This is a genomic window from Streptomyces sp. NPDC093252, assembly GCF_040683675.1.
In the GTDB taxonomy this organism is placed as follows: domain Bacteria; phylum Actinomycetota; class Actinomycetes; order Streptomycetales; family Streptomycetaceae; genus Streptomyces.
Map to the genome: position 1 here is coordinate 83,047 of NZ_JBFBEM010000001.1, position 20,717 is coordinate 103,763.

Consider the following 20,717-nt stretch of genomic DNA (forward strand, 5'->3'; position numbering starts at 1 on the left):
CCATGCCATGACAGCGGTTCCTGCTCGGTGCGGGACAGGCGGCTGAGGTCGTAGATGTCATCCGTCGGCTGCCCGTGCGGCACGCGGGCACCCGGGCGGAACGCGGGCGGCGGGGCGGTCCAGTGTCCGGTGGGGCGGTGGCCGTGAGGACCGGCCTGCCGCAGGGGTGTCAGGCCGGAGTGCGGGCCAGGCAGGCCTGGGTCTCGAGAGGGCCGGAGGCGCGGTGGTCGACGAGGAGGATCCGCATGACGGGCCGGTCGGTGTGCGCGGCGTGGGCGTGTGGAGTGGCGGCGGGGGTGTGGGTCTGGGTGTCGATCATCCGGCGGGTGCGGACGGCGAGTTCGAGGCGGAGTTGCCCGAGGTGGGGCGGGAGGGGGGAGGCGGGGGTGCGGGATGGGCAGAGCAGGGCGTGGGTGATGCGGCAGTAGGCGGTGTGGTCTGGGTGGGGGTGGGCGATGCCGCTGCTGACGTGCCATCGGCAGGTGTCGGGGACGTGGGCGGTGAGCAGTTCGGCGGGGTGAAGGGCGACGGGGCAACGGTCGTCGCGTTCGAAGACGTCGACGCGGTGGCCGCAGTTCCGGCAGCGGCGGCTCTGCCCGGCGCGCAGGAGGCGGCTGGGGCTGGAGGGAGCGATCCGCAGGGTGCTCAGCGGGTGCGGGATGCGCGAGGTGCCGTCCCGGTGGCGGCGGGCGGAGGGGGCTGGGTGCATGGCGGGCACGGTGCCAGGCGACACGCGGCATGGTGCCGAGCAGCGCCATGAATGTCCCACGATCGGCCCAGTCACCTCGAATGCACAACCGGTGTTGCGGACGCACGTTCTACGCCTGGTCGCCTCTTCGGGTGATTCGCGGAGCGGGTCAGGGGGGCGGTGCGCCGGGCGGGGTGTGGTCGTCGCAGAGGGTGTCCAGCAGGTGGCCGACCGGTACGTCGAAGGTGTGGGCGAGGGTGTGCCAGGTGCCGATGCTGCCGGTGGTGCGGCCGTGTTCGAGGTCGATGAGGGTGCGCCGGGACAGTCCGCTGCGGTCGGCGAGTTCGTCGTACGTCCAGCCGCGCTCGCCCCGCAGCCGCGCCAGCTTTGTGCGGAGCGCCGCGTAGTCGGGGTCGGGGGGCAAGATCGTCACCCCACCATCCGAAGGTGCAGCACCCTGCCCTGTCAGTGCAGACTTCTGCACTATTTGGCGGTGCGGGAGTGACGTTCGCCCGGGGTGCCGGAACCGCACTACGGTGCGGCGGCACCCGGCATCGCGCCGCCGGACCATGCCCCCGCCGCCGGACCGACTGAAGGACGACCACCTGATGAGGCTTGCCGACCCGCACACAACGGTGCGGCGCGTCTGGACGGTGGAGCTGCGGCCACAGGAGGGCGGGCCACGACTGCTGTGTCCCGGCTGCCCCGACCGGGCCCTGCCTCTGCGGGTCTCCTCCGCGCGCTCGGCCGCCCTGGCCCATCTGGCCTGCCACGCCCGCGCCGACGCTCTCCCGGTGCATCTGCGTGTCTGCCAGTGCCGTGAGCGCGGGTGCTGCTGGCATCCGCGCCACCGCGGCTGCGCCGGACCCGTCCTGCTCGCACTCACCCGTAGCGGCAGCGGCCGCTCCTGGCGCCTGGCCGACGTCTGTGCGGCCTGCGCTGCGGCGACCGGCAGCACTGCCGTCGTGCCCGAAACCGCGCTCCGCCCCGCCCTCTCCCCCACCCGGCAGCAGGCTCCGGCTCACCGCTCCCCCGCTGCCGGTTCAGACGCACGGCTGCGGGTGCGGGAGATGCTCACCTATCTCGCCGCGGCGCTGCCGCGCTTCACCTCACCCGCCGCCCGCCTGGTGGCCCTGCAGTGCGCGCTGCGGGCTGACACCCGGGGCCGTGTCCGGCTGCCGGTGGGTCTGCTGCGCGGTATGCGCCTGCACGGCCGCCCCGAGCCGTGGCGGGAACTCACCCATACTCGCTGGCTCCAGCCTGCGGTTCCGGGATCGGCGGGCGTGGAGCTGAGGCTGCTCGACGCCGCGGTCCGGGACCAGGCCCCGGGCCGGCGTGCCCGTCGGCGGGCGGCCCACTGGGCGCTGCGCCCTCTGCCGGTACCTTCCGCCGCCCCGCCCGCCGTGCATCTGACGGCACTGGTGCTGGCCGCGCACTCCCCCAGCAGCGGCACACCGATGGAAGTGCTGTCCCGCTTGTCTGGGCATTCGCCCCAGCAGACGGCGGAACTCCTGGACCTGCTCGTGGCGGCCCGCACGATCGCCGCCTGGCGCCATGACCGCACCTGCGACGACGTGTTCTGGCAGCAGCAGGATCCTGCGCTGCCGTGACGCGCGGGGGGCAGGGGCAACCGCGGGCGGTGCACCAGAGCGGGTCGAACACTGCGGCAGTCCGGCGGGTCGGCGGGCCCTGCTCAGCGCAGTAGGTCGGCGGGACCGGCGAACTCCTCAATGAGACAGACGGCCTGAGATCCGGGCAGGTGGCGCAGCAGGACCGTCTGGGCCCAGGCCACGGGCGGTGCCGCGTCCGCCTGCGGTGCGGGAGGGCTGCCCTCGGCACGTACCTGCTGCTTGAAATGGCGTGCCAGGGCCCAGGCGTCCTGGGCTGCGGAAACGTGCCAGCGTGCCAGGCAGCGCCAGGCCCGGCGTGCCGGATGAAGGCGGGGCCGGCCCTGGTGGGCCACGCCCCAGCCCAGGACCTGGAGTTCGTCGTGGACCGCGAGATAGAGGTATCCGGGTTCGGCAGGGCTGATGTCCTGCTGTGCGCAGTAGGGGCAACCGCGGTGGTGACCGGGAAGTGCTCCCGGCACAGCCGTCATCTGGCTGTCACAGGTGACGCAGCGCGACTTCCACGGCGCGTCGGAGCGCCCGGGGTAGGGATCGAGGGGCTCGAGACCATTGGTGAGCATGCAGGCGACCGCCTGCTGCTCGTCGAGTCGGCGGCGGGTGGGGAAGGGCGTGGCCCGGCAGGCCCAGCACTGGTGGCCGCGCAGACGTACAGAGGCGAGGGTGGGCGTGCTCAGGTGGCCGCAGTTCAGGCAGCGGGCGAGCCAGGGCCGCAATTGCTGGCCAGGGTAGGGCGCGAGGGGGGTCAGCCCGGCGGAGGCCATGAGGGCGGCTGCCGTTTCGGGATCCATACCCCGTCCGGTGCAGCGGGTGCACCCGGCACGGCCGTTGCGCACGTGCGAGAACCGCTTCACCACAACCGCCGCGCACTGGGCACAGCGGCTGCGCCACGGCTTGGCGGCACCGGGGTAGGGGTCAAGGGGCAGCCAGCCGTTGGCCCTCATGGTCGCGGCGGCCCGGGTGGCGTCATGCCTGAGCCTGCCGGCGATCTTCCGTGAGCGGCAGGCACCTTTGCAGGCCCCGCCGCCCTTGCTGACGATGTCGTTGTAGCGGGGGGAATTGACCTGTCCGCAGCGCAGGCACTGGCTTCGCCAGGGGCGCTGGGTACCGGGGAACGGCTCCAGCGGGCGGGCGCCTCTCTCCAGCAGCACGCGGACGGCTTCGATTTCTGTGATCTTGCGTGGCGGCATGCACTCCCCCGGTTCGCGCCTGCGGCGCGCGGACGGAAGGGGCGCGCCCCGCCTGTGCCCGCGCGGCCACATTGCTGCCGTTCTCTCAAGCGGTACAGGCGAGAGTGCATCACCGGGCGGGCTGCCCGCTCTGGTTTTGCGTGAGCGTCACCAAGACGGGCGCGGCGTACGCCGGAGCGGGCCGGAGCAGGGGTTACCCCGGGAAAGGCCCGTACCGGATGCGGTCTTTGCGTGTCACAGAGCCTCCCTTTTTTGCATCTGCACGTGCACGCAGATGGATTCCTTGATTCCGCCGAGGGCTGCCTTCATTCTCCGGAGTGACGCATGCGGACGCGAGGCGACGCCCGACTGCCGGGGCACGTGCATGCTTCGACCGGTCCGTTCTTCTGCCTGAACGGAAAGAGCCTCAAACTGCTCAACCAAGGCCGGTGAAAGTTCCCGGATGGACAGATTTTCGTCAGGAATGACAACTCGCCGATATGGCGCAGGGTTCGCCGTTCTGATTCGCACGGGAGGCGCGCAACGGGATCTCTGGACTAACGTGACGCAGGGCGGGATGAGGGGGTAACTTCCTGCCCAGAAAAGAGCCGTGCGTCCAACACGGGCAGGCCCCGGGGTGTTGTAGGGACACCACCGGGGCCCAAGCCACGGACAATCAACCAGGAAAGGCTATAACCATATGACTATCCGGCTTTTCAGGGGGATGCTTCGCATGCCCCCGCGCCGCGAAAATACCATTCCGCGCTTCCGTCTTCCAGGAAACACCTGCGTGCTTGCCCTGGACGTGTGCCTGCGCCGGGCCGTCGCCGTGGCGGTAGTCGCAGTTGCGGTCTTCGTCGCCGTCGGCGTGTCCACGGCCTGCGGTACCGGCCTGTGGCTGCTGCCCGCGGCCGCAACGGCAGCGCTGGTCTCGTTCCGCCGTCTGCGTACCGGGTCCTGACAACCGGCAGTGTGCCGGGGCTCCTCCGGGCCCCGGCACACGCCTCGCGCTCCGCATCGCTCTGCGGTGCACGAGGCGTCCAGGGACCTGGGCCGACCATTCACGCAGAGGACGAGGAAGCGGCGTGCCACAACCACTTCAGTACAAGTTGTGCGGTTCTTGCGGAACAAAGTTCAAGACACGGAAGGGACGGGGCCGCCAGCCGGATTACTGCGGCACCGAGTGCCGTCGGGATGCCCGCCGCGAGCGCGACGCACGGCGGGGCCAGCCGCCCGTCGTGCCCAGCGGTATGCGGATGGCCGGGGATCTGGCTCTGCTGACCGGCCGACTGGTGGCCCTCGAGCGACTGCACATGCCGCTGCGTACCCGGCTGGACGTCATCGACAGCCTCCGGCAGCAGTCGAAACGCTGCACGGCGGCCATGGTGCACGAGGCCCGGCTTGCCGGTGCCGGGTGGGAGGATGTGGCTACGGCAGCTAACGTCACGGCCCAACAGGCAGCTACCCAGTGGGACACCCCCGCTCTCAGGAGACTGTTCCCGCCGAAGCCGGTGACCGAGAGCCGTCCCTCAGTGCAGCAGCTGGCCGGCGCCCTGGCTCACCTGCAGGCCGTCTCGGACGTCTCCGTGGACGAGGCGGCCGAGCGCTCAGGGCTCTCCCTTGCCTACGTAATGCAGGTACTGGAGGGCAGGGACATCCCGTCGTGGCCGGAGGTGTACACCTTGGCGAGCGTGTTCGCGGGCCGGGCCGAGGACCTGCGGATACTGTGGGAGAGCGCCACCGGCTCGGTCAGTGCGCCCCATCTGCCCGCCGACGGTGCGGCGGGCTACCTGTTCGCCGCGCTGCGGGGCCTGCACCTGGCTGCCGGCACGCCCGCGCCGCACCGGCTCAGCACACAGGCGCTGCTGCCTGCCGAATGCCTGGCCGGGATCCTCTCGGGGCAGCACATCCCGCCCTGGCAGGGCACTGCCCGCCTGGTCCGCGCGCTGGGCGGCCGGCCCGAGGACGTCCATCCGCTGTGGGAGGCGGCCCGTCAGGCAGCCGACAGCCTGATGGGCACCGGGTCATCGTGGCATCCGTCGTGCCCCGGCTGCCGGGCAGACCTCCAGGACACGCCGTAGCACCGCCTGCCCTGTAGGGGAAGACCCCCGTCCGGCTGAGCCGGACGGGGGTCTTCCCCTACAGGCCCCGGGGAACCCTGCCGCAGCACATGCCCGGGCCGTACCAGACAGCCTTTTCCGTCTCGGACAACAGGCTTTTCCCGGCAGCTCCGAAACCCCCGTTCATGCTTGGACTCAGTGATCTCCGGCTCTAGCATGGCCCTTTCAGCGAGGCGGACGGCTGGGGGACTGCGTGACGTACTGGGCAGGAAATAGAAAAACCAACGGAATCGACGTCAGCACGCCGAGCGTGGCGCGGATGTACGACTGGTTACTGGGCGGCGTCGAGAACTACGCGGCCGACCGCGAGGCATGTGAAGAACTTCTGCGTATCGTCCCCAGCAGCAGGCGGCTTGCGCGTGGCAACCGCGAGTTCCTCCAGCGGGTGGTCCGTGTCCTTGCACAGGAGTACGGCATCAGGCAGTTCATCGACCACGGATCCGGGCTGCCGACGCAGGACAACGTCCACCAGATCGCCCAGCGCGCCGACCCCGGCGCCCGTGTCGTCTACGTCGACAACGATCCCACTGTCCTCGCACACGGGCGGGCCGTGCTGGAGGAGGACGACAACACCGTCGTGGTCGCAGCCGATATACGCGACACGGACCGCATCTTCGCCCACCCCGAGGTGCGTGGCCTGATCGACTACAGCCAGCCCGTCGCAGCCCTGTTCGTGTCGGTGCTGCACTGCCTACCCGACGGCGACGATCCCTGGGCACTCGTGCGCCGGGTGGCGGGCCGACTCGCGCCCGGCAGCTACCTGGTGGTCTGCCAGCTCGTCAGCGACCGGGCCGGCGTCCGTACCGGGGTGACCGACCTGATGCTGGCAGCGACCCGCGGCCGATGGGGCCGGGTCCGGGAGAAGCACGAGGTGTCGGCCTTCTTCGAAGGGCTGCAGATACTCGAACCGGGGCTGGTCGACGTCACCGAGTGGCGGCCGGACACACCGCTTCCTGCGCAGGCCCAGGACGAGGAATGGGTGGAGTGGGGCGGGGTCGCCCTGCTGTGACACCGTCCACCATCTGATCCCCCAGTCGGCCTGGTCTGCCGGCAGGCCGGTATCCCTCCCCCGGGCTTCAGGACATGCGCAGCGGGCCAGAGTGCAGGCGCCTTCGGCCAGGTCGTAGAGGTGCTCGACTTCCTGGATCGCCGATGCGACGCACGGATTGGCCTGGTCATGCCATCAGTCGGCCGCTGTGCAGGGAAAGTACCGCAGGTGCCGGGACGCCTCAGTACCCGAGGGAGTCTGCGTCTGCTGCATAGCGCTCCCGTGCCGCCTCCAGCAGTTCCCGGCTCTCCTTCATCCGCGCCGCCGCGCCCATGAGGTTGAGCAGCACGTGTCGGTACTGCTCGATCTCCGCAGCCCGGCTGAGGTACATGGCGCTGTCGATGAGTTCCACGTAGACGAGTTCTGAGGGCCCTCCGTCACCGAAGGCCAGGTGGGTGATCGGGTAGCTGGGGGCGACGCTGGCACTGCGCGCGAAGGGGACGATGCGGATGTTGATCCCTCCGTTCTCGGAGAGGCTGAGCAGTCGGTCCAGTTGTCCGCACATCACGTCCGGGCCGCCCACGGGCCGCAGCAGGACGGCCTCTTCCAGCAAGGCGACGACTCTGGGGCGGTGGTGGGTGCGGCGCAGGATCCGCTGGCGTTCTACGCGCAGTTCCACCCGGCGCTTGATCTCCTGCGGGTCGGCTCCGGGCAGCCCGTTGGACACCAGTGCGTGGGAGTACTCGGGAGTCTGGAGAAGCCCGGGCACCACGTGGTTCTCGTAGCAGTAGATGCGGGTGGCGCCTGCCTCCAGGCCGATCAGGCGTCTGAGCCAGTTGGGTGTGACGTCGCTGTACTGGTGCCACCAGGCGTTGTCCTTGGCCTGCTGGAGCAGACCAAGGACCTCGTGGGCCTGTTCGCCGGGGAGCCGGTAGAAGGCCACCAGGTCGCGAACGTCGCGGTCCTGGGGGGGGCTCTCACCCCGTTCCAGACGGCTCAGTTTGGACGCTGATCCCCGGATGGCCGGGGCTGCAGCCTGCAGTGTGAGGCTACGCTCGCGGCGCGCCTGACGCAGGGCCTCCCCGAGCAGGCGTGCCGCAATCTCGGGCCGGGAGCCCTGTCCCGGTAACGGGGTCAGGGTCTCAGCGCCGGTCTCACGTGCCGCGGAACCGTCGGACATCCACGCTCCCCTGCGAAAACGGCCTAGACGGGCCAGTTTTGCAGACAAACGGCCCGCATGTCCGACGGTTCCGCACCCTTCCGGTCAGCCGGTCAGACCGTCGAACTCCCCGCGCTTGACACCCGCCAGGAACGCCTCGATCTCCTCAGGGGTATACACCAGCGCCGGCCCCTGGGGGTCACGGGAGTTACGCATCGCGACTCCCCCACCCGACAAGGACGCCACTTCTACGCAGTTTCCTCCCGTCGCGCTGCTCAGGCTGCTCCTGCGCCACTGCGCGCCGTGGATCTCATGGGCCAGAACTCCGTTGCCGTACTGCACTGCGGTCACCTTCCTGCTGCTCGCTCGACGACATCCCACCGGGCGAGGGCCGTTCGGGCTCCCGCACACGGACCCGCGCATTGCTCACCACTGGCTATGGGATCCCATTTGCAATTTCACGGGGGTGGGTTGCCAGGATCGTAGCCACCTCGGCGGGCAGAGCGGTGTCCCCCGAAAGAGGGCATCCGCAGAGCCGGAGGAATCGCCGCGAGCAGCACTGTTTCCCGTGAGAGCAGGGCGGGGCGACGGCCCGGCGCTAGGCAGGGCCGCTGTGTCGGCGGTCGCACGACGGGGACCACAGCTCGTTCAGTAGACGGGGGGCGCGTTCGCATACGCTGCGCGGCAGCGCACGGTGACAGCGGCGGGCGGGGACCCGCGTTCTCCAGGCATGCGGACGACGGTAGCGAGCAGCACTGACAATCACCTCTGACCTGGCGTTTCGGCTGCAATGGTGAAGTTCGGTGCAGCGGACTCTCCCTGCCCGCGAAACCTTGTCTCTCACCGCTCAGACCACCGCAGCCGAGGACCGGATCACTGCGCTGCGGGCAGCGCAGGAGACGGTCGCGACGATCGATGGCAGCAGGACCGTCTCGTGGCTGGCACTGGGCAGCATCATCCAGCCGGAACAGGCTGTCAGACCACAGCATTTGAAGCCGATGCCTTCGTCCGCGGAGACGTACTGGACGCCACCCACACGCACGGGGATCTGCTGCTGCAGATCACCGGGTCCACGTCCGGCGCTGTGCACGATGCCGCCGAGCAAACCCTGCCGAAGCTCGGGCAATGGCGGGTGCACTGGCGATGGTCCGGGCAGCGGCCCGAGAACCGGACCCAGGACGGCCGCCGGCTCTCGCAGAACCCGTTCCACTTCGAGGAGGGCCACGGCAATCCGGCCACCCGCATCTGAGCCCAGCGACCGGGCTGCCGTCCGTACAGAACAGGGCGAACCCGCCTGGGCTGTGGGCGGCAGCCGCCAGGTTGTCCGGATCATCCAGCTCGCCACCGACTTCCGGGACCGGGACACCGTGGCCGAGCAGGAGCGCATCATCGGCCGCCGCAGGGACGGACGCCGGCCTGACAACACCCCACGACGAACGGCCCGTCTTTGCGTCCGACCCGCAAGGCAAGATAACTCCGCTCGACGCGCATGCCCGCAGAGCCGCACCTGACCCGCGCAGCCCGCCCCCGATGATCCGGCGCAGCTACAACTACCGCCAGAACAACGGCACGAGCGGACTCATCCTGTCCTGCTGCCAGCGCGATCTGGAGAAGGGTTTCGAGGCCGCGCAGCGCCGGCTGTGCGGAGAGGCCACGGCCCAGTACATCCTCACCATCGTCGGCGGGAACCTCTTCGTCCCTCGGCCCGGCAACCCATGGCCCGAAGTCGTGGCCCAAGCGTGAATCCTCTCGGCAGGCCAGCACCCCAGTGAAGATGAACCGACCGTCGCCACGGCGTCCCCGGCGGGTGCAGGCCGGATTCGGCGCTTGAGATCAGAGCTCACGTCTGCAGACAGAACCGCGCAGGTCAGGGCTCGTAGTAGGTGAAGGCTCGCGCATTGAGTTCGAGGTGCGCGATCATGTCGATGGTGGCCAAGAGCTCGTGGTCGCATGGCTCCGGTCCTCGAGGAAGCGGTGACGGCTTGCGCAAGAGAAAGACAAGGGCGCACTCGTATCGAACATCTTGCCGAGTTCCCGGCCTCTGGCGGAGCCCATGAGGGACTTGGTGATCTCGGTGGTGTTTTCGAGGTAATGGGCCGGCCCGTCGTAGGCACGGGTCTCTACCGTGCCCAGACGCTGTCAGCGACGGCACTACCGTATTCGTGGGCGACGTCAACGAGTACTCGGCCAGTTTCAGGGCGTAGTCGCGCCAGGGGTTACGGCAGTCGTCGGAACGTCTGGGTGCCGATGGGCATGAGAATGCACACGATGGAGTGCACCAGCCCTATGTCGTTGATGCAGTGGTGCCTGAGCAAGTTGAAAGAGGGCTCCATTCGCTGCCACCGGAGCCGCTCAGCCGTGTGCCAGGACAGGGGCGTTGGGCCCGGACAGCCAAACGACAGTGCTCGACTTGCGGGCATCAGGGCCCGTCCAGGATGTTCACGGCCTACTGACGTGTTGTTCCGGCCAATGAGGGGTTGGGGCTGAAGGGGTAGCAGGAGCCCAGAACTCTGGGCGTCTTCCTTCGGTGCGCGCCGTGCGGCTCAATACTTGTCCTGGGGGTGTCGGCCTGAGGCCTGGCTGGGCATGATGCCCGGCATGGACGACATCCGGGATTCGCTGTGGAATAGCGCAATCGACCAGTCCGCCTACGGAGACACCGCGAGCTATCAGAACGCCGTGTTCGAGCAGTACAAGCTCTGCGTTGAGATGGCCGACCGGGTGAGCGCCCGACGAAACCTGTCGAACACCTTCTTCCTCGCCCTCAACAGCGCCATCGTCACAGTCCTGACGGCAGCGTTCCGGGAGGCGCACAGCCAGGTGTCCGTCTGGCTGCTGCTGCCCGGTCTCGTGATCATCGTCTCCGTCTGTGCCGCCTGGTTCGCGCTCGTCCGGTCGTACCGCCTTCTCAATGGGGCCAAGTTCACCGTGATCGGCGCTCTGGAGGAGAGGCTTCCCGCCTACGCCTACTCCCGTGCGGAGTGGAGAGCCCTGGGAGAAGGGCGTGATTGGCATCGCTATCTTCCCTTGACCCATATAGAACAGTGGATTCCTGTTATCTTTGCTGTCGCCTATCTTGTGGGGTTCTTTTCGGTCGTCTTGTGATTCGTGCTCCTGGAAGCTGGGATGTTTTCCAGATCTCAGCGTCCAGTGGACGCGTTATCACGCGGGAAATGTGTCGCCGGTCTGCGCTGCTGCCGTGCCGGTCAGTTCAATCGTCGTGGCCCGCACCTCCTTTTCGTGATCTGGGGTCCTTCTGGTCAGCAGCCAGCAGCGCCTCTTCGATCTTCTTGAGCGCCGGACGCAGAATATGTTGGTTCATTTGCCGCAACTGGGACATGCGACCCCGTGACCGCAGGGCAGTGGGGTCGAATCGCACGTACTCAGGGGTTCCGTCGCCAGCGAAGCGGACGAGACCGTCTATGCCGGGCAGCCACGTGAGCTTCTCGGGACGGGCCAGCGCCGGACAGTCAGGGAGGGGCGGGCCGGGCTGGGTCATTCCCCGCTCGGAGAATGCAGCCGGAAGCGCTCTACGGAAGGCCTCGTAGGCAGGGGGCGGCTCGGCGGGTGTCTGCACGGGCTCGTTCAGCACCAGCAGGACGAGCCGAATCGGCTCCGCCAGCCGCACCGCCTCGGTGAACTCCCACAATGTCCCAGGGCCCGGGCCTGCGATCAGGACGATCAGCCGGGCTTTCGCAATCAGGTCGCCCACCACCGGCTGCCAGTCATTCAACGGAAGATAGAGTTTTGCAGCACCTGGCAGAGGCAGCTTCTCCCCGGGTTGCCCTACGGCCACCACTTGGCCGACGGAACGGAAGAGCCGAACAATCCCTTCTTCGAAGGTCACAGACCGCGGGTCTTCCAGACCGAGTCGCAGGAACGAGCTCACCGAACTGTTCGGGTGGAATGCTGCTCCCTGTTGCATCGTCACGGCGTCGGCATGGAATGGGCGAAGATAGAGAACGAACGGCTGGCCCGCGAACTGGTCGAGAGAGCCGATGACCCGCTGGGTGTGGGACCGCCCGTACCGGGCGAGTCGTCTGCCTCCCGCCAGCAGGGCCCCACCGCCCAGAACGTAGAGGGCAGTCACCGCGTGCAGGGTGAGGAGGCTCGTCATCCACGGTTGCCCCGCGTATGAGGCTCGGTTCATGGCTGTTCCGGTGAAGAACAAGCGGTTGGCTGCGACGAGGATCAGGAGGCAGCCGAAGCAGATCGATACCGCTCCGATGATCCTCATCACCCAGCCCAGGAATACCCGTTGTCTCCCTCCGAGTGGCTGGAGTCCCCCGGTCCCCGACACCTCGCTGCGGTCATCCACTCCCCCATTGCGATACATGGGGCCGTCCTGGGCAAGTGACGAAACAGTCAACCTGCACCGCTCCTCTCCGCCCGCAATTCATCCCAGTAAAATGCATTTGACACCATTTCTGGATCGTGCCGGTCTTTTCCATGTCGCACCGGCACCGGTGCAACCCGTGTTGTCCGGGAGCGGTCGGCTGTCCGGACACCGCCCGACATCGTGGCGAAACTGGAGCCGGCACAAGCCCTGCCGGACCGGCGGTGATCAGGTCGTGAGGGCCGGCGGAGACGCGCGGTTGGCCGTGGTGATGCGCCGCAGTACCGACCACATGCTTCGACCGGGTTGAGGTCAGGTGCGTAGGGAGGAAGTTGGCATGCGGTGAGCCAGTCCGCTCGTCGGTGTAGCGGCGCATCCCGGCCGTCAGGTGGATGTACCACCGTCAGCAAGTCCCGCAGAGCGACCTGTGTCATCCTCATCCGTGGCGCATTCACCCATCCCGACGGCACCTGATGTCCCGTTGGGTAGCCACGATCGGCAACGTCCGTATGCCAGGCCCCACAACTCGACAGGGTGCGCCGTGAACCGCCCGGACTCTACCCCCTACTTCCCGCTGGCAGCGTTACCTGCCGCGCCTTGTCCAAGACCGGAGCGCGGGCCTGATGTCGGCCGGAGCGGCAGTCGTCGCCGGAGAGCCCGTGATATCGCCGTCAATGCCCGCGCCGCTGATGGAGAGCAGACTCCGGGGTTGAGCGGGAGAACGCCATCGAGCCGGCAGGGGAAGTGCTCGACGGCTCGCCAGGGTGCCGGCGCAGCGGTGGTGACCCGGGCCCGGCCTCTCGCTGCCCCGTCTCCCGCTCCAGGGGACAGGCTGCAACTGCCCCGAGGGAATGCAGGGCCGTCCCGCCGCTCTCCCGCCCGACTGCGCCCGGTTCTCAGGGTCCGGTGCTCCCTTGTCCGCGTCGCCACCGCCCGGCACCGGCACCCGTCTGAGTCTGCGTGCCCCCGCACAGCGTTACGAGCGGGCTTCCCCTACCGCCGTCCCACCTGTCCGGCGGGAGGCCGGGGAACGGCGCGGCGGCCGTTCAGCCGGGGGTGCCGGCTTGGCCCGGGAATCGGGTGGTGGGGTCGAGTTGGCTGAAGGCGCCTCGGACGAGGTCCTTGCTGAGGGTCAGTTCCGGGTTGTCGTGGAGGGTGTCCTGGAGAATGACGGTGAGGTTGGCCCAGGTGCGGAAGGAGCCGTGTCCGGCGCAGTCGTCGATCCAGAGCAGTGTTTCGTCGTCGACTCCGTTCCAGAGTGGGTGGTAGCCGGGGATGACGGTGAGGATTTCGGCCGGGGTGAGGGGGCTGAACTGCTGCCAGCGGTGGATGCGTGAGTGCAGGGCGTTGCAGCGCAGGATCTTCTGGCGTGTGTTGCCGCTGCCGACGAGGACGACGGTCAGGGTTCTGGCTGTTTTGGTGTTCTTGTCCCAGAGGTCCCGCAGGTAGTCGAGGACGGCGGGGCCCAGGTGCTGGACTTCGTCGATCAGGAGGAGGTGGAAGGTGCTGGCGAGTTTCTGCCCGATCTGCTCGTCGCAGGGGTGGGGGGTGTTGACGGGTGGCGGGCCGGGCAGGTCCAGGCTTTCCCAGAGGGCTGCGCGGATCTGTGCGACGCGAGGGGCCTGGGCGAACTGCAGCCATAGGGTGGTGTCGGGGGCTAGTGCGCGGCAGGCGGCGTTGACGGCGAAGGTCTTGCCCAGGCCGACGTGTCCGTGGATGCAGATCATGGCTGTGCGGGTGATGGCTGTGCTGACCAGGGCCTGGGTGAGCAGGGCAGCGTTGGTGGCCATGCGGGCGGCGTGTTCGAGGCCGAGGAAGTGGTCATGGGCTTCGTCGGGGAGCCGTCCGGTGATGTAGGTGGGGGTGGTCACCTGTCCTTGCCGTTCTGGGTGGTGTCGGCGGGGCGGGTGCGGGGCTGGGGCTGGGCCCAGCCGTCGTCGGTGGGTTGCGGTAGTGGCAGGATGCCGGGCAGGGCCTGGCTGTGCAGGTCGGGGCCGCCGAGGTTGCGGAGTTCCTGGACGGCTTGGTCTTCTGTGATGGCGTCCAGCCGCCGTGCTGGGCCTTTGTTGACCGCTTCGTAGCGGGCCTTGCGGTTCTTCTCAGCCTTCTCCATCCGGCGGCGCAGTCTGTCGGCTTCACGCCGCCGGGCGCGGTCCAGTTCACGGCGGACGGCGGGGGGCGCCTGGTTGGCCATGACGGCTGAGCCGAGGTACTGGCCGGTTGCCGGGTCGTAGAGTTCGACGTTGTGGTCGTGGTGGGGCATGTAGCGCAGGTGGACCTTCTCGCCGACTTTGCCGACCATCCAGGGGGCGAAGTAGTCGCGTTTGCGCCAGCGGACCCCGCTGTTGGTGATGGCCAGCGGTCTGCCGAGGCGTTCGAGGGTGAAGGTATGGATGTCCTGGGCTGTGACGGTCGTGATGGGGGTGGGGTCGGCGGCCCATGTCTGGGCGGGGGTCCTGTCGTCCAGGCCCCTGATGGTGTGTTCGGTGTTCCAGTGCCGTACCCAGTCCCGGAGCAGGATGACGAACGTCTCGAAGTGGAGGAGTTCCGGGTCGGGGTCGACGGGTTTTCCGCCGGGCAGGGTGGGGGCTTCGGTGTAGCCGGGCATGTCGGCGAAGAGGGTCTTCTTGACGGCGCCGTTGACCGCTTCGACGGTGGGTTTCAGGTCGGGGCGGCGGGGTGGCAGGACGATGAGTTCGGTGCCCAGCAGGTCCATCGCTTCACCGACGGTCTTGCACAGGAAGTCCTTGCCTCCGTCGACGCGCACGCGTTGGGGGCGGCCGCCGAAGGGGCCATGTTCGGAGGTGGTGAGCAGGGCGTCGCGCAGGGCGACGAGGATGCTTTCCCGGCCGGGGGTTTGCGGGGTGATGGCCAGGCCGCAGATGCCGTCGGTGGCGCAGTCGATGAACCATGTGATCCATGGTTTTCGGATGTGGCCGTCGATGATGACTTTCACGCTGGCTTCGACGTGGTCGGTCTCCCAGGCGTAGTTGCGGTGGTGGCGTGCGCGTTTGCCGAAGACGTCGAAGCGCCGGCGGGCGGCTTCTCCGCCGCGCAGGCCCGCGAGTTGGCCGCGGTTGAGCTGACGGTGCACGGCTCGGTGGAAGGTGGCCCGGGCGGGCACTTCGGGCAGCGTGGGATCTTCTTTGGCTTCTGCTTTCAGTTCCAGGTGGGCGCGTTTGACGTTGCCGTGCCGGCGCGCCAGTACGTCGAGCATGTGGTCGGTGAGTTCGAAGTGCGGCCGGCCTGCGGGGGTGTAGGTGCCTCCGGTGGTGAGGGCGCGCTCGATCCATCGGCGTACGGTGCGGGGGGTGACGCCGTGGGCGCGGGCGATGGCGGCGATGCGGCCGCTGGTGGGTTTGTGGTCGGCGGAGTCCTGCAGCAGGAGGCGTACGGCCAGGGCGCGCAGGTGGGTGGGGTCGGGTGGCGGGGGTGGTGGGGGTGTGTGCTTCACGGGTTCCTCGTGCAGTGTCGGGGTCCGGTGGGGGTTCGGGGGGTCAGGTTGCGGCGAGGGTGAGGAGGCCGGCGCCGTAGGGCTTGCCTTTGCCGATGCCGTCGCGCAGTGCGGCGGCCAGGAGGTCCTGGTCGGTGATGGTGGCGGTGCCGTCGAACTGGGTGAGTTCGTAGAAGGGGCCGGGCCGGCCGGGGCTGGGGAAGGGGCGGCGGAGGGTTTCGGCGGGGCTGGTCAGGTGGAGGCCGGCGCCGGCGGCCCGGCGCTGCCACCATGTCTGCGTGTCCTGGCCGTGCAGGGTGGTGATCTTGCCTCGGGGGCGGCGGCCGGTGGCCGGGTCGGGTGGTGTGCTGGTGGCGCGGTATGCGGTGGGGGCGGCGGTGATGCGGTAGCGGACGGGAAGGCCGGGGGTGAGCGTGCTCAGGATGGGGGTGAGGTCGCGGGTGTCGGTGGTGCCGTAGCCGGCGGGCAGTCCTGCCAGGTCGGGGGTGTCGGCGGTCTGTACCAGCAGGACGGGGTCCAGGCCGGGTTCGAGCCGGAACAGCAGGCCGCCGCTCTTGCGGGGTGTGGGGCCTGCGGGGTGGGTGAGGAGCCGCATGAGGGTTTTGTGCATTCCGGGCCGGTTGGCGAGGTCTGAGCGGGCCAGGCGGTGGTTGCGGTTGACGATGATGCGGGTCAGGGTCACGGGCATGAGGTGTCCTTGAGGATGTAGTCGGTGAGTGTGGTGATGGGCTGGGGTCCGGCGTACAGGGCGGCGGGCAGGTTTTCGGTGGTCTGCCACAGCGGCCGCAGTTGGTGTGTGCGGGAGCGGGGGGTGAAGTCGGCGGGCTGGGCGGGGCTTTCGCGGTGCGGGAGGTCGCCGGGGGCCGGGGGGTGTTCGTGGATGAAGGTGACCGGGATGTGGGTGGTGTCGGGGGCGGGCGGGCGCGGGAGGGTGAGGGGTACCGCGGTGCGCAGGGCGGTCACGGGGTCGGGGATGTCCGTGTGGATGATCAGGGGTTCGTCGGGCAGGCAGTTGCGTCTGCCGAGGTAGGGCGAGAAGCGTGGCTCGGCCAGGGTTTCGGCGATGTGCTGGAGCAGTGCCGGGGGGCCTTGCACCGCTGCGGTGAAGACGGCTCCGGCCAGGTAGTCGCGGTAGGTGACCATGGTCGACTTGTCCTGGCTGCGGTATCCGCCGGAGGCGGTGCGCAGGCCCGTGCCATGGGGGCGTCCGCCGCCTGCGGTCTGGAAGTCGCGGTGGGGGGTGCCGGGCCGGTCGAGGCGGAGGGTGACGACCAGGTCGTGGTGGCTGGGGGTGCCGGGCAGGTCGGGGTAGGGGTCCAGGGCCTGTTCCCGGGTGCGGCCCTGGGCTGCGGCGAACATGCCGATCAGCGCGGAGCGGGTGGGGAAGGCGGCGGTGTCGCGGTGGGGGAAGGCGGCGGTTTCTCCCCAGGACTGCAGCGGTCCGGCCAGGCGCAGGACCAGTCCGCGGCTCACTGGATGTCCCCGGTGTCACCGGTGCCCTGGGCGGGGCCGGTGGCGGGTTTCAGTACGGCGGTGGCGCAGGCCTCGGCCAGGTCCTCGAATCCCGGGTGGCAGGTGCCCAGGTGGTCGACGGGGTGGCCGCCGGCGGTGGCGTGGCCGTGTGCGATGCGGCGGCGGGTGCCGGTCAGGCGGTCGATGGTGGCGGCGTAGTCGGCGAGTGCCCGACGGGCGGGGGCGGTGTAGCCCTGTCCGCGGGCGGTCACGGGCTGTTCGAACGCGGGGCCGTAGGAGATCGGCCGGCGGTCGCGGACGGCGTAGTGGACCAGGTCGGGGACGCAGTGCGGGGCGGTGGAGGTCTGTTTGCCCCGGGGCATGGCCATGGTGAACGTCCAGGCGAACAGGCCGATCAGTTTCTGTGCGGCGGCGGTGTCGCCGTCGAGGTTGGCGATGAGCGCGGTGACGTTGACGGTGGCGAAGCGGTAGAACACGCCGGTGGTGAGGAACGCGGTCTCCAGGTGGGCGCTGCCGGGCTCGTTGGGGCGGGGCCAGTCCTCGACGGCGGTGAAGAAGTCCGGCTGGAGGCGGGTGTCGTGGACGGTGAAGGCGGGTGCCATCTGCACGGCGCCGTCCACGTGGCCGGTGGGGATCTCGGCGAGCATCCGTCCGAACAGGTTGATGGTGGTGGTGCGGCGGGTCAGTTCGGCGGCGATCTGTTTGGCGGGCAGGAGGGGCGGGGCCTGCTTGCCGGTGGTGTTCTGTTCGGCCAGTGCCTGTTCGAGTTCGGTGCGGTGGTCGGTGCAGATCTTCTGCAGGCGGCCAGTGGTGTCGGCGGGCAGGTAGAGCATGGCCTGGGTGCGGTGGCCTTGCTGCGGGTTGGTTTTGAGGCCGCCGGTCCTGGCGCTGAGGGCGACCTGGGAGGCGGTGAATTCGGCGAGGTCGTCGGGCCAGCCCTGTGCGCGCAGGGCTTCGGCGAGGACCGGGGGGACCATGCGGGTCCGGGCGGCGTGCTCGCCGAGTTCTTCCTCCATTTCCAGGCGGACGGGGCGTTTCCAGGCCGCGGAGGAGACCATGGCGCGTTCGGCGCCGCCCAGTGTGATCGTTTTGGGGTGTCCGCTCTCGCCGCGGTTGAGGTTGGAGGCGGTGACGGGCTGCAGGACGTGGAGGTCGAGGAAGCGGGAGCCGCTGGTCATGTCTGGTCCTTGACGGGGTTGAGGGTGAGGTAGAACGCGTCGAGCCAGCGGGTGGCGACCTGGTCCGGGTCGAAGACGCGGGAGGCGAGGTCGTCGAGGAGGACGGGCCAGTCCCAGGGGTGTCCTGCGCGCAGCAGGCGGCTGGTCAGGGACGGCAGCAGGTGCTGGTGCAGGTGGTCGTCGCCGACGCGGACGATGACGTGGAGGAGGTCGTCGGTGCGCTGTTCGTTGAAGTCGGCGCGGCGCACCGCGTGTGCGAGGGTCACGCCGAGGTTGGGGCGCTTGCGCCAGACTGCGGCCGTCCAGGGGTCGGGCGGAGGGCCGTCGGGGGTGGGTGCGGGGCCGTCGGGGGGTGTGCGGGAGGGGGTTGGGGGTGTGCTGCCGCCGGGCTGGTCGGGGGAGGGCTGGGGCGGGGCTGGGGCGGGGGACTCGTGGGCGGGGTGGGGGGTGTTGGCGGGGCGGGGGCGCAGTGCGTCGAGGGGGTCGGCCTGGGCGATGAGGGAGGCGACGGTGTAGTGGGCGCGGCGCTGGCCGTGGCCGGTGGTGCGCACGGTGAGGTACCTGTGCAGGCGCAGGCATTCCTTGACGGGGCGGCCGCGGCCGTCCTGGAGGTCTTTGCGGATGCCGGGGTCGGTGCACAGTTCGAGGATCTCGTCGGTGAAGTGCTGGTAGTGGCGGCGGCGTTCGGCGGCCGTGGGCATCAGCGGTCTTCCTGTCCGGGTCGGGCGCGCGGGGGCCGGTGGAGTTCGGCGACGGCTGCGGCGACCGCGCGGGCGGCGTGTCGCAGGCGGACGCGGTCGGCGGCGGTGGCGGCCCGCAGGGCCTGCTCCGCTGCGGTGGCGAAGGCGTGCCGGGCGCTGAGGTCCGGCTGGTCGATCAGGTGCCAGAACGCGTGCTCGGCAAGCGGCCAGTACGCCGCGCGGGCCGGTGCGGTCCAGGGGGATGAGGATTTCTTCCCGGGCGGGCCGTGGCCGGGGCCGTCGGTGGTGTCCTTCCATGCCTGGCCGGCCAGGTAGGTCAGCCGTCCGGCATGGTGTTCTGCCGCCGCGACGCATTCGGCGATCCGTTCGGCGCGCTGCGGGTCGTTTTCCTGGGCCCAGGCCAGGATCGGCGGGGTGATCGTGGTGTACCAGCGGCGGTTGTTGACCTTGCCGTCCTGGTCGAAGCCGTGGACGCGGACCCGGAGGCTGCTGCGCACGTCGTCGGGCAGGTCGTTGAGGGTGTCGAAGATCTCGGGGCGGCGGAAGGCCCGGTGTTCGTCGGGGGCCAGCAGCAGTGCGTCCAGTTCCCGCCACCATGCTCTGTCCGCGTCGGCTCTGCGCGGGTACCGGCGCGGTCCGGATTTCGTGTTCCCTGCGGTGTGGATGACCAGGTAGGGGTCGGTGGCGGGCAGGGGCGGGCGTTCGGTGGCCCAGGTGAGGTAGACGTCGCTGACGTGTGAGCCGCGGCCCGGGGCGGGAACCAGCAGCAGCGCGTGCTGGGAGCGGCCGGTCAGGATCCGGCCCGGCCAGGTCACGGGGGCGGGCGGGGCGTCGGGGGCGGGCGGGGCGGGGTCTTCCCAGGGGCACAGGTCGGTGCCGGTCTGTTCGCGGGTGAGTTTGGGAATCTGGGCCAGCAGCGTCTCGTGCAGGGTGCGGCCCAGCGGGTGGAAGGAGACCGTCGAGCGCAGGGGTCCGCTCCGTCCGCCGAGGTGGCGGGGTGCGCGGTGGCCGACGGTGCGCGGGGTGCCGCCGCCGCTGGCGCCGTAGTAGTGGTGGATGAGCAGGTGCTGGAGGGCCTGGGCGGTCGGTACGGGTACGGGGTCGAGGTCGTGGTGCGGGCTCATCCAGGCGAGGTTGTTGCCGGAGGGGCGGCCGAAGACGAGTTTGTTGATGCCCGAGGGGGCTTTGCACTGGGAGGCCAGCAGGGGGTCCTGGAGCCAGGGCCGCTGCGGATGGAACACCTCGAAGCAGTGGGCTTCGGTGTCGAAGTAAGCGTTCACCGCGGCGGGCTCGAAGCCGCCGGGTGACGAGAGCAGGGTGCGGCGGCGGTCGTTCCACTGGTCTGCGGACAATGCCGGGTCGTCCAGGGCGGTGATGCGGGCGGCGATGGCGGCGGTGATGCGCAGCAACCCGGACGCGGACGGTGCGGCCGGCATGGCGAGGTCGTCGATGGTGTGGGCGTCGAGGAACAGTTCCCGCAGGCCCACCTGGCGGTAGGCGGTGCCGGACCGGACATCGATCCAGGGATCGTCGGCGGCGCTGAACCGGGCGGGAGCGCAAGACATCAAGAGGGGGTCTCCGGGCGGGGCGGGGACATGGCTCCGGGAAGCCCGGGACAGCAGTCCGGGGCCGGAAGACCATGAGGGGGAAGAGAGGGGGCGGGCGCGCGGGCACCGCGAAGGGCGTGGGTGGGGGGAAGGGCTGGCCGGGGTGCGGGCTGCGGGCGGTGGGGGCCGGCGGCCGTGACGCGTGCGGCTCGGTCCGGTGAGCGGCCGCTCGTTCCCGCTGGCGTCCGCGGGGCAGGGCGGGCATACCGCAACTGATGC

21 protein-coding genes and 1 pseudogene are annotated in these 20,717 nt (G+C 69.7%); 8 read left to right on the forward strand and 14 right to left on the reverse strand.

Annotation, left to right across the window (positions count from 1 at the left end; translation table 11 throughout):
- Positions 1 to 169: 169 nt before the first annotated feature.
- Both AB0O01_RS00315 and AB0O01_RS00320 read right to left on the reverse strand, forming a co-directional pair.
- The gene (locus AB0O01_RS00315; protein ID WP_365309343.1) at positions 170 to 709 is read right to left on the reverse strand and encodes a DUF6083 domain-containing protein; all 540 of its coding nucleotides are present in this window, start codon (positions 707 to 709) and stop codon (positions 170 to 172) included.
- Positions 710 to 857: 148 nt separating this feature from the next.
- Positions 858 to 1,121 (reverse strand): helix-turn-helix transcriptional regulator, encoded by a 264-nt coding sequence (locus tag AB0O01_RS00320; RefSeq protein ID WP_365309345.1) that lies wholly within the window; start codon positions 1,119 to 1,121, stop codon positions 858 to 860.
- 175 nt (positions 1,122 to 1,296) lie between these two features.
- Here AB0O01_RS00320 and AB0O01_RS00325 point away from each other — a divergent pair, with 175 nt between their 5' ends.
- On the forward strand, positions 1,297 to 2,298 hold the full coding sequence (locus AB0O01_RS00325; RefSeq protein WP_365309347.1) for a hypothetical protein: 1,002 nt from the start codon (positions 1,297 to 1,299) through the stop codon (positions 2,296 to 2,298).
- A gap of 83 nt (positions 2,299 to 2,381) precedes the next feature.
- On the opposite strand, the gene AB0O01_RS00330 is transcribed toward AB0O01_RS00325, so the two are convergent.
- Positions 2,382 to 3,503: a hypothetical protein gene (locus AB0O01_RS00330; protein ID WP_365309349.1), complete on the reverse strand. Its 1,122-nt coding sequence runs from the start codon at positions 3,501 to 3,503 to the stop codon at positions 2,382 to 2,384.
- 769 nt (positions 3,504 to 4,272) lie between these two features.
- Between AB0O01_RS00330 and AB0O01_RS00335 the strand changes: the two genes are divergently transcribed.
- From AB0O01_RS00335 to AB0O01_RS00345, 3 genes are all read left to right on the forward strand, one after another.
- Positions 4,273 to 4,443, forward strand: a complete 171-nt coding sequence (locus tag AB0O01_RS00335) for a hypothetical protein (protein ID WP_365309351.1) — start codon at positions 4,273 to 4,275, stop codon at positions 4,441 to 4,443.
- Positions 4,444 to 4,738: 295 nt separating this feature from the next.
- Positions 4,739 to 5,563: a hypothetical protein gene (locus AB0O01_RS00340; protein WP_365309353.1), complete on the forward strand. Its 825-nt coding sequence runs from the start codon at positions 4,739 to 4,741 to the stop codon at positions 5,561 to 5,563.
- Between the two features lie 232 nt (positions 5,564 to 5,795).
- Positions 5,796 to 6,611: an SAM-dependent methyltransferase gene (locus AB0O01_RS00345; protein WP_365309355.1), complete on the forward strand. Its 816-nt coding sequence runs from the start codon at positions 5,796 to 5,798 to the stop codon at positions 6,609 to 6,611.
- Positions 6,612 to 6,831: 220 nt separating this feature from the next.
- On the opposite strand, the gene AB0O01_RS00350 is transcribed toward AB0O01_RS00345, so the two are convergent.
- Together AB0O01_RS00350 and AB0O01_RS00355 are read right to left on the reverse strand one after the other, a co-directional pair.
- Positions 6,832 to 7,770, reverse strand: coding sequence for a helix-turn-helix transcriptional regulator (locus AB0O01_RS00350; RefSeq protein WP_365309357.1), 939 nt, complete (start codon positions 7,768 to 7,770; stop codon positions 6,832 to 6,834).
- A gap of 84 nt (positions 7,771 to 7,854) precedes the next feature.
- A complete protein-coding gene (locus tag AB0O01_RS00355) occupies positions 7,855 to 8,091 on the reverse strand; it encodes a DUF397 domain-containing protein (protein WP_365309359.1) in 237 nt (78 codons plus the stop codon).
- A 592-nt stretch (positions 8,092 to 8,683) separates the two neighbouring features.
- Here AB0O01_RS00355 and AB0O01_RS00360 point away from each other — a divergent pair.
- The 4 genes from AB0O01_RS00360 (at position 8,684) to AB0O01_RS00375 (ending at position 10,854) form a co-directional block, all read left to right on the forward strand.
- Positions 8,684 to 8,998: a hypothetical protein gene (locus AB0O01_RS00360; RefSeq protein ID WP_365310503.1), complete on the forward strand. Its 315-nt coding sequence runs from the start codon at positions 8,684 to 8,686 to the stop codon at positions 8,996 to 8,998.
- On the forward strand, positions 8,979 to 9,260 hold the full coding sequence (locus AB0O01_RS00365) for a hypothetical protein (RefSeq protein ID WP_365310453.1): 282 nt from the start codon (positions 8,979 to 8,981) through the stop codon (positions 9,258 to 9,260). Before AB0O01_RS00360 ends, AB0O01_RS00365 begins: the two co-directional genes overlap by 20 nt.
- On the forward strand, positions 9,220 to 9,492 hold the full coding sequence (locus AB0O01_RS00370) for a hypothetical protein (RefSeq protein ID WP_365310455.1): 273 nt from the start codon (positions 9,220 to 9,222) through the stop codon (positions 9,490 to 9,492). Before AB0O01_RS00365 ends, AB0O01_RS00370 begins: the two co-directional genes overlap by 41 nt.
- Before the next feature lie 855 nt (positions 9,493 to 10,347).
- Positions 10,348 to 10,854, forward strand: a complete 507-nt coding sequence (locus tag AB0O01_RS00375) for a hypothetical protein (protein WP_365309361.1) — start codon at positions 10,348 to 10,350, stop codon at positions 10,852 to 10,854.
- Positions 10,855 to 10,960: 106 nt separating this feature from the next.
- Here the strand turns inward: AB0O01_RS00375 and AB0O01_RS00380 are convergent, their stop codons facing one another.
- The 9 genes and pseudogenes from AB0O01_RS00380 to casA form a co-directional block, all read right to left on the reverse strand.
- Positions 10,961 to 11,986 carry a hypothetical protein gene (locus AB0O01_RS00380; protein ID WP_365309363.1) on the reverse strand — a complete coding sequence of 342 codons (1,026 nt, stop codon included), beginning with the start codon at positions 11,984 to 11,986 and terminating at the stop codon, positions 10,961 to 10,963.
- 372 nt (positions 11,987 to 12,358) lie between these two features.
- A pseudogene (locus AB0O01_RS00385) lies at positions 12,359 to 12,438 on the reverse strand (transposase); the annotation flags it as partial.
- A 693-nt stretch (positions 12,439 to 13,131) separates the two neighbouring features.
- Complete coding sequence (locus tag AB0O01_RS00390) at positions 13,132 to 13,956, reverse strand: ATP-binding protein (protein ID WP_365309365.1); 825 nt, start codon at positions 13,954 to 13,956, stop codon at positions 13,132 to 13,134.
- Positions 13,953 to 15,539 (reverse strand): Mu transposase C-terminal domain-containing protein, encoded by a 1,587-nt coding sequence (locus AB0O01_RS00395; RefSeq protein WP_365309367.1) that lies wholly within the window; start codon positions 15,537 to 15,539, stop codon positions 13,953 to 13,955. The genes AB0O01_RS00390 and AB0O01_RS00395 overlap by 4 nt, the downstream gene beginning before the upstream one ends.
- Positions 15,540 to 15,582: 43 nt before the next feature.
- Positions 15,583 to 16,227, reverse strand: coding sequence for a type I-E CRISPR-associated protein Cas6/Cse3/CasE (locus AB0O01_RS00400; RefSeq protein ID WP_365309369.1), 645 nt, complete (start codon positions 16,225 to 16,227; stop codon positions 15,583 to 15,585).
- Positions 16,218 to 17,012 carry a type I-E CRISPR-associated protein Cas5/CasD gene (gene cas5e / locus AB0O01_RS00405; protein ID WP_365309371.1) on the reverse strand — a complete coding sequence of 265 codons (795 nt, stop codon included), beginning with the start codon at positions 17,010 to 17,012 and terminating at the stop codon, positions 16,218 to 16,220. Before cas5e ends, AB0O01_RS00400 begins: the two co-directional genes overlap by 10 nt.
- Positions 17,009 to 18,190: a type I-E CRISPR-associated protein Cas7/Cse4/CasC gene (gene cas7e, locus AB0O01_RS00410; protein ID WP_365309373.1), complete on the reverse strand. Its 1,182-nt coding sequence runs from the start codon at positions 18,188 to 18,190 to the stop codon at positions 17,009 to 17,011. Before cas7e ends, cas5e begins: the two co-directional genes overlap by 4 nt.
- Positions 18,187 to 18,891 carry a type I-E CRISPR-associated protein Cse2/CasB gene (casB, locus tag AB0O01_RS00415; RefSeq protein WP_365309375.1) on the reverse strand — a complete coding sequence of 235 codons (705 nt, stop codon included), beginning with the start codon at positions 18,889 to 18,891 and terminating at the stop codon, positions 18,187 to 18,189. Before casB ends, cas7e begins: the two co-directional genes overlap by 4 nt.
- Entirely contained in the window at positions 18,891 to 20,456 is a 1,566-nt protein-coding gene (casA, locus tag AB0O01_RS00420) for a type I-E CRISPR-associated protein Cse1/CasA (protein ID WP_365309377.1), read from the reverse strand. The genes casB and casA overlap by 1 nt, the downstream gene beginning before the upstream one ends.
- Positions 20,457 to 20,717: the final 261 nt, after the last annotated feature.

Coding starts and splice junctions, on each gene's coding strand:
- AB0O01_RS00375 (WP_365309361.1), top strand. CDS start 10,348: ATGGACGACATCCGGGATTCGCTGTGGAATAGCGCAATCGACCAGTCC.
- AB0O01_RS00325 (WP_365309347.1), top strand. CDS start 1,297: ATGAGGCTTGCCGACCCGCACACAACGGTGCGGCGCGTCTGGACGGTG.
- AB0O01_RS00315 (WP_365309343.1), bottom strand. CDS start 709: ATGCACCCAGCCCCCTCCGCCCGCCGCCACCGGGACGGCACCTCGCGC.
- AB0O01_RS00330 (WP_365309349.1), bottom strand. CDS start 3,503: ATGCCGCCACGCAAGATCACAGAAATCGAAGCCGTCCGCGTGCTGCTG.
- casB (WP_365309375.1), bottom strand. CDS start 18,891: ATGCCCACGGCCGCCGAACGCCGCCGCCACTACCAGCACTTCACCGAC.
- cas7e (WP_365309373.1), bottom strand. CDS start 18,190: ATGACCAGCGGCTCCCGCTTCCTCGACCTCCACGTCCTGCAGCCCGTC.
- casA (WP_365309377.1), bottom strand. CDS start 20,456: ATGTCTTGCGCTCCCGCCCGGTTCAGCGCCGCCGACGATCCCTGGATC.
- AB0O01_RS00400 (WP_365309369.1), bottom strand. CDS start 16,227: ATGCCCGTGACCCTGACCCGCATCATCGTCAACCGCAACCACCGCCTG.
- AB0O01_RS00380 (WP_365309363.1), bottom strand. CDS start 11,986: ATGAGGATCATCGGAGCGGTATCGATCTGCTTCGGCTGCCTCCTGATC.
- AB0O01_RS00350 (WP_365309357.1), bottom strand. CDS start 7,770: ATGTCCGACGGTTCCGCGGCACGTGAGACCGGCGCTGAGACCCTGACC.
- AB0O01_RS00340 (WP_365309353.1), top strand. CDS start 4,739: ATGGCCGGGGATCTGGCTCTGCTGACCGGCCGACTGGTGGCCCTCGAG.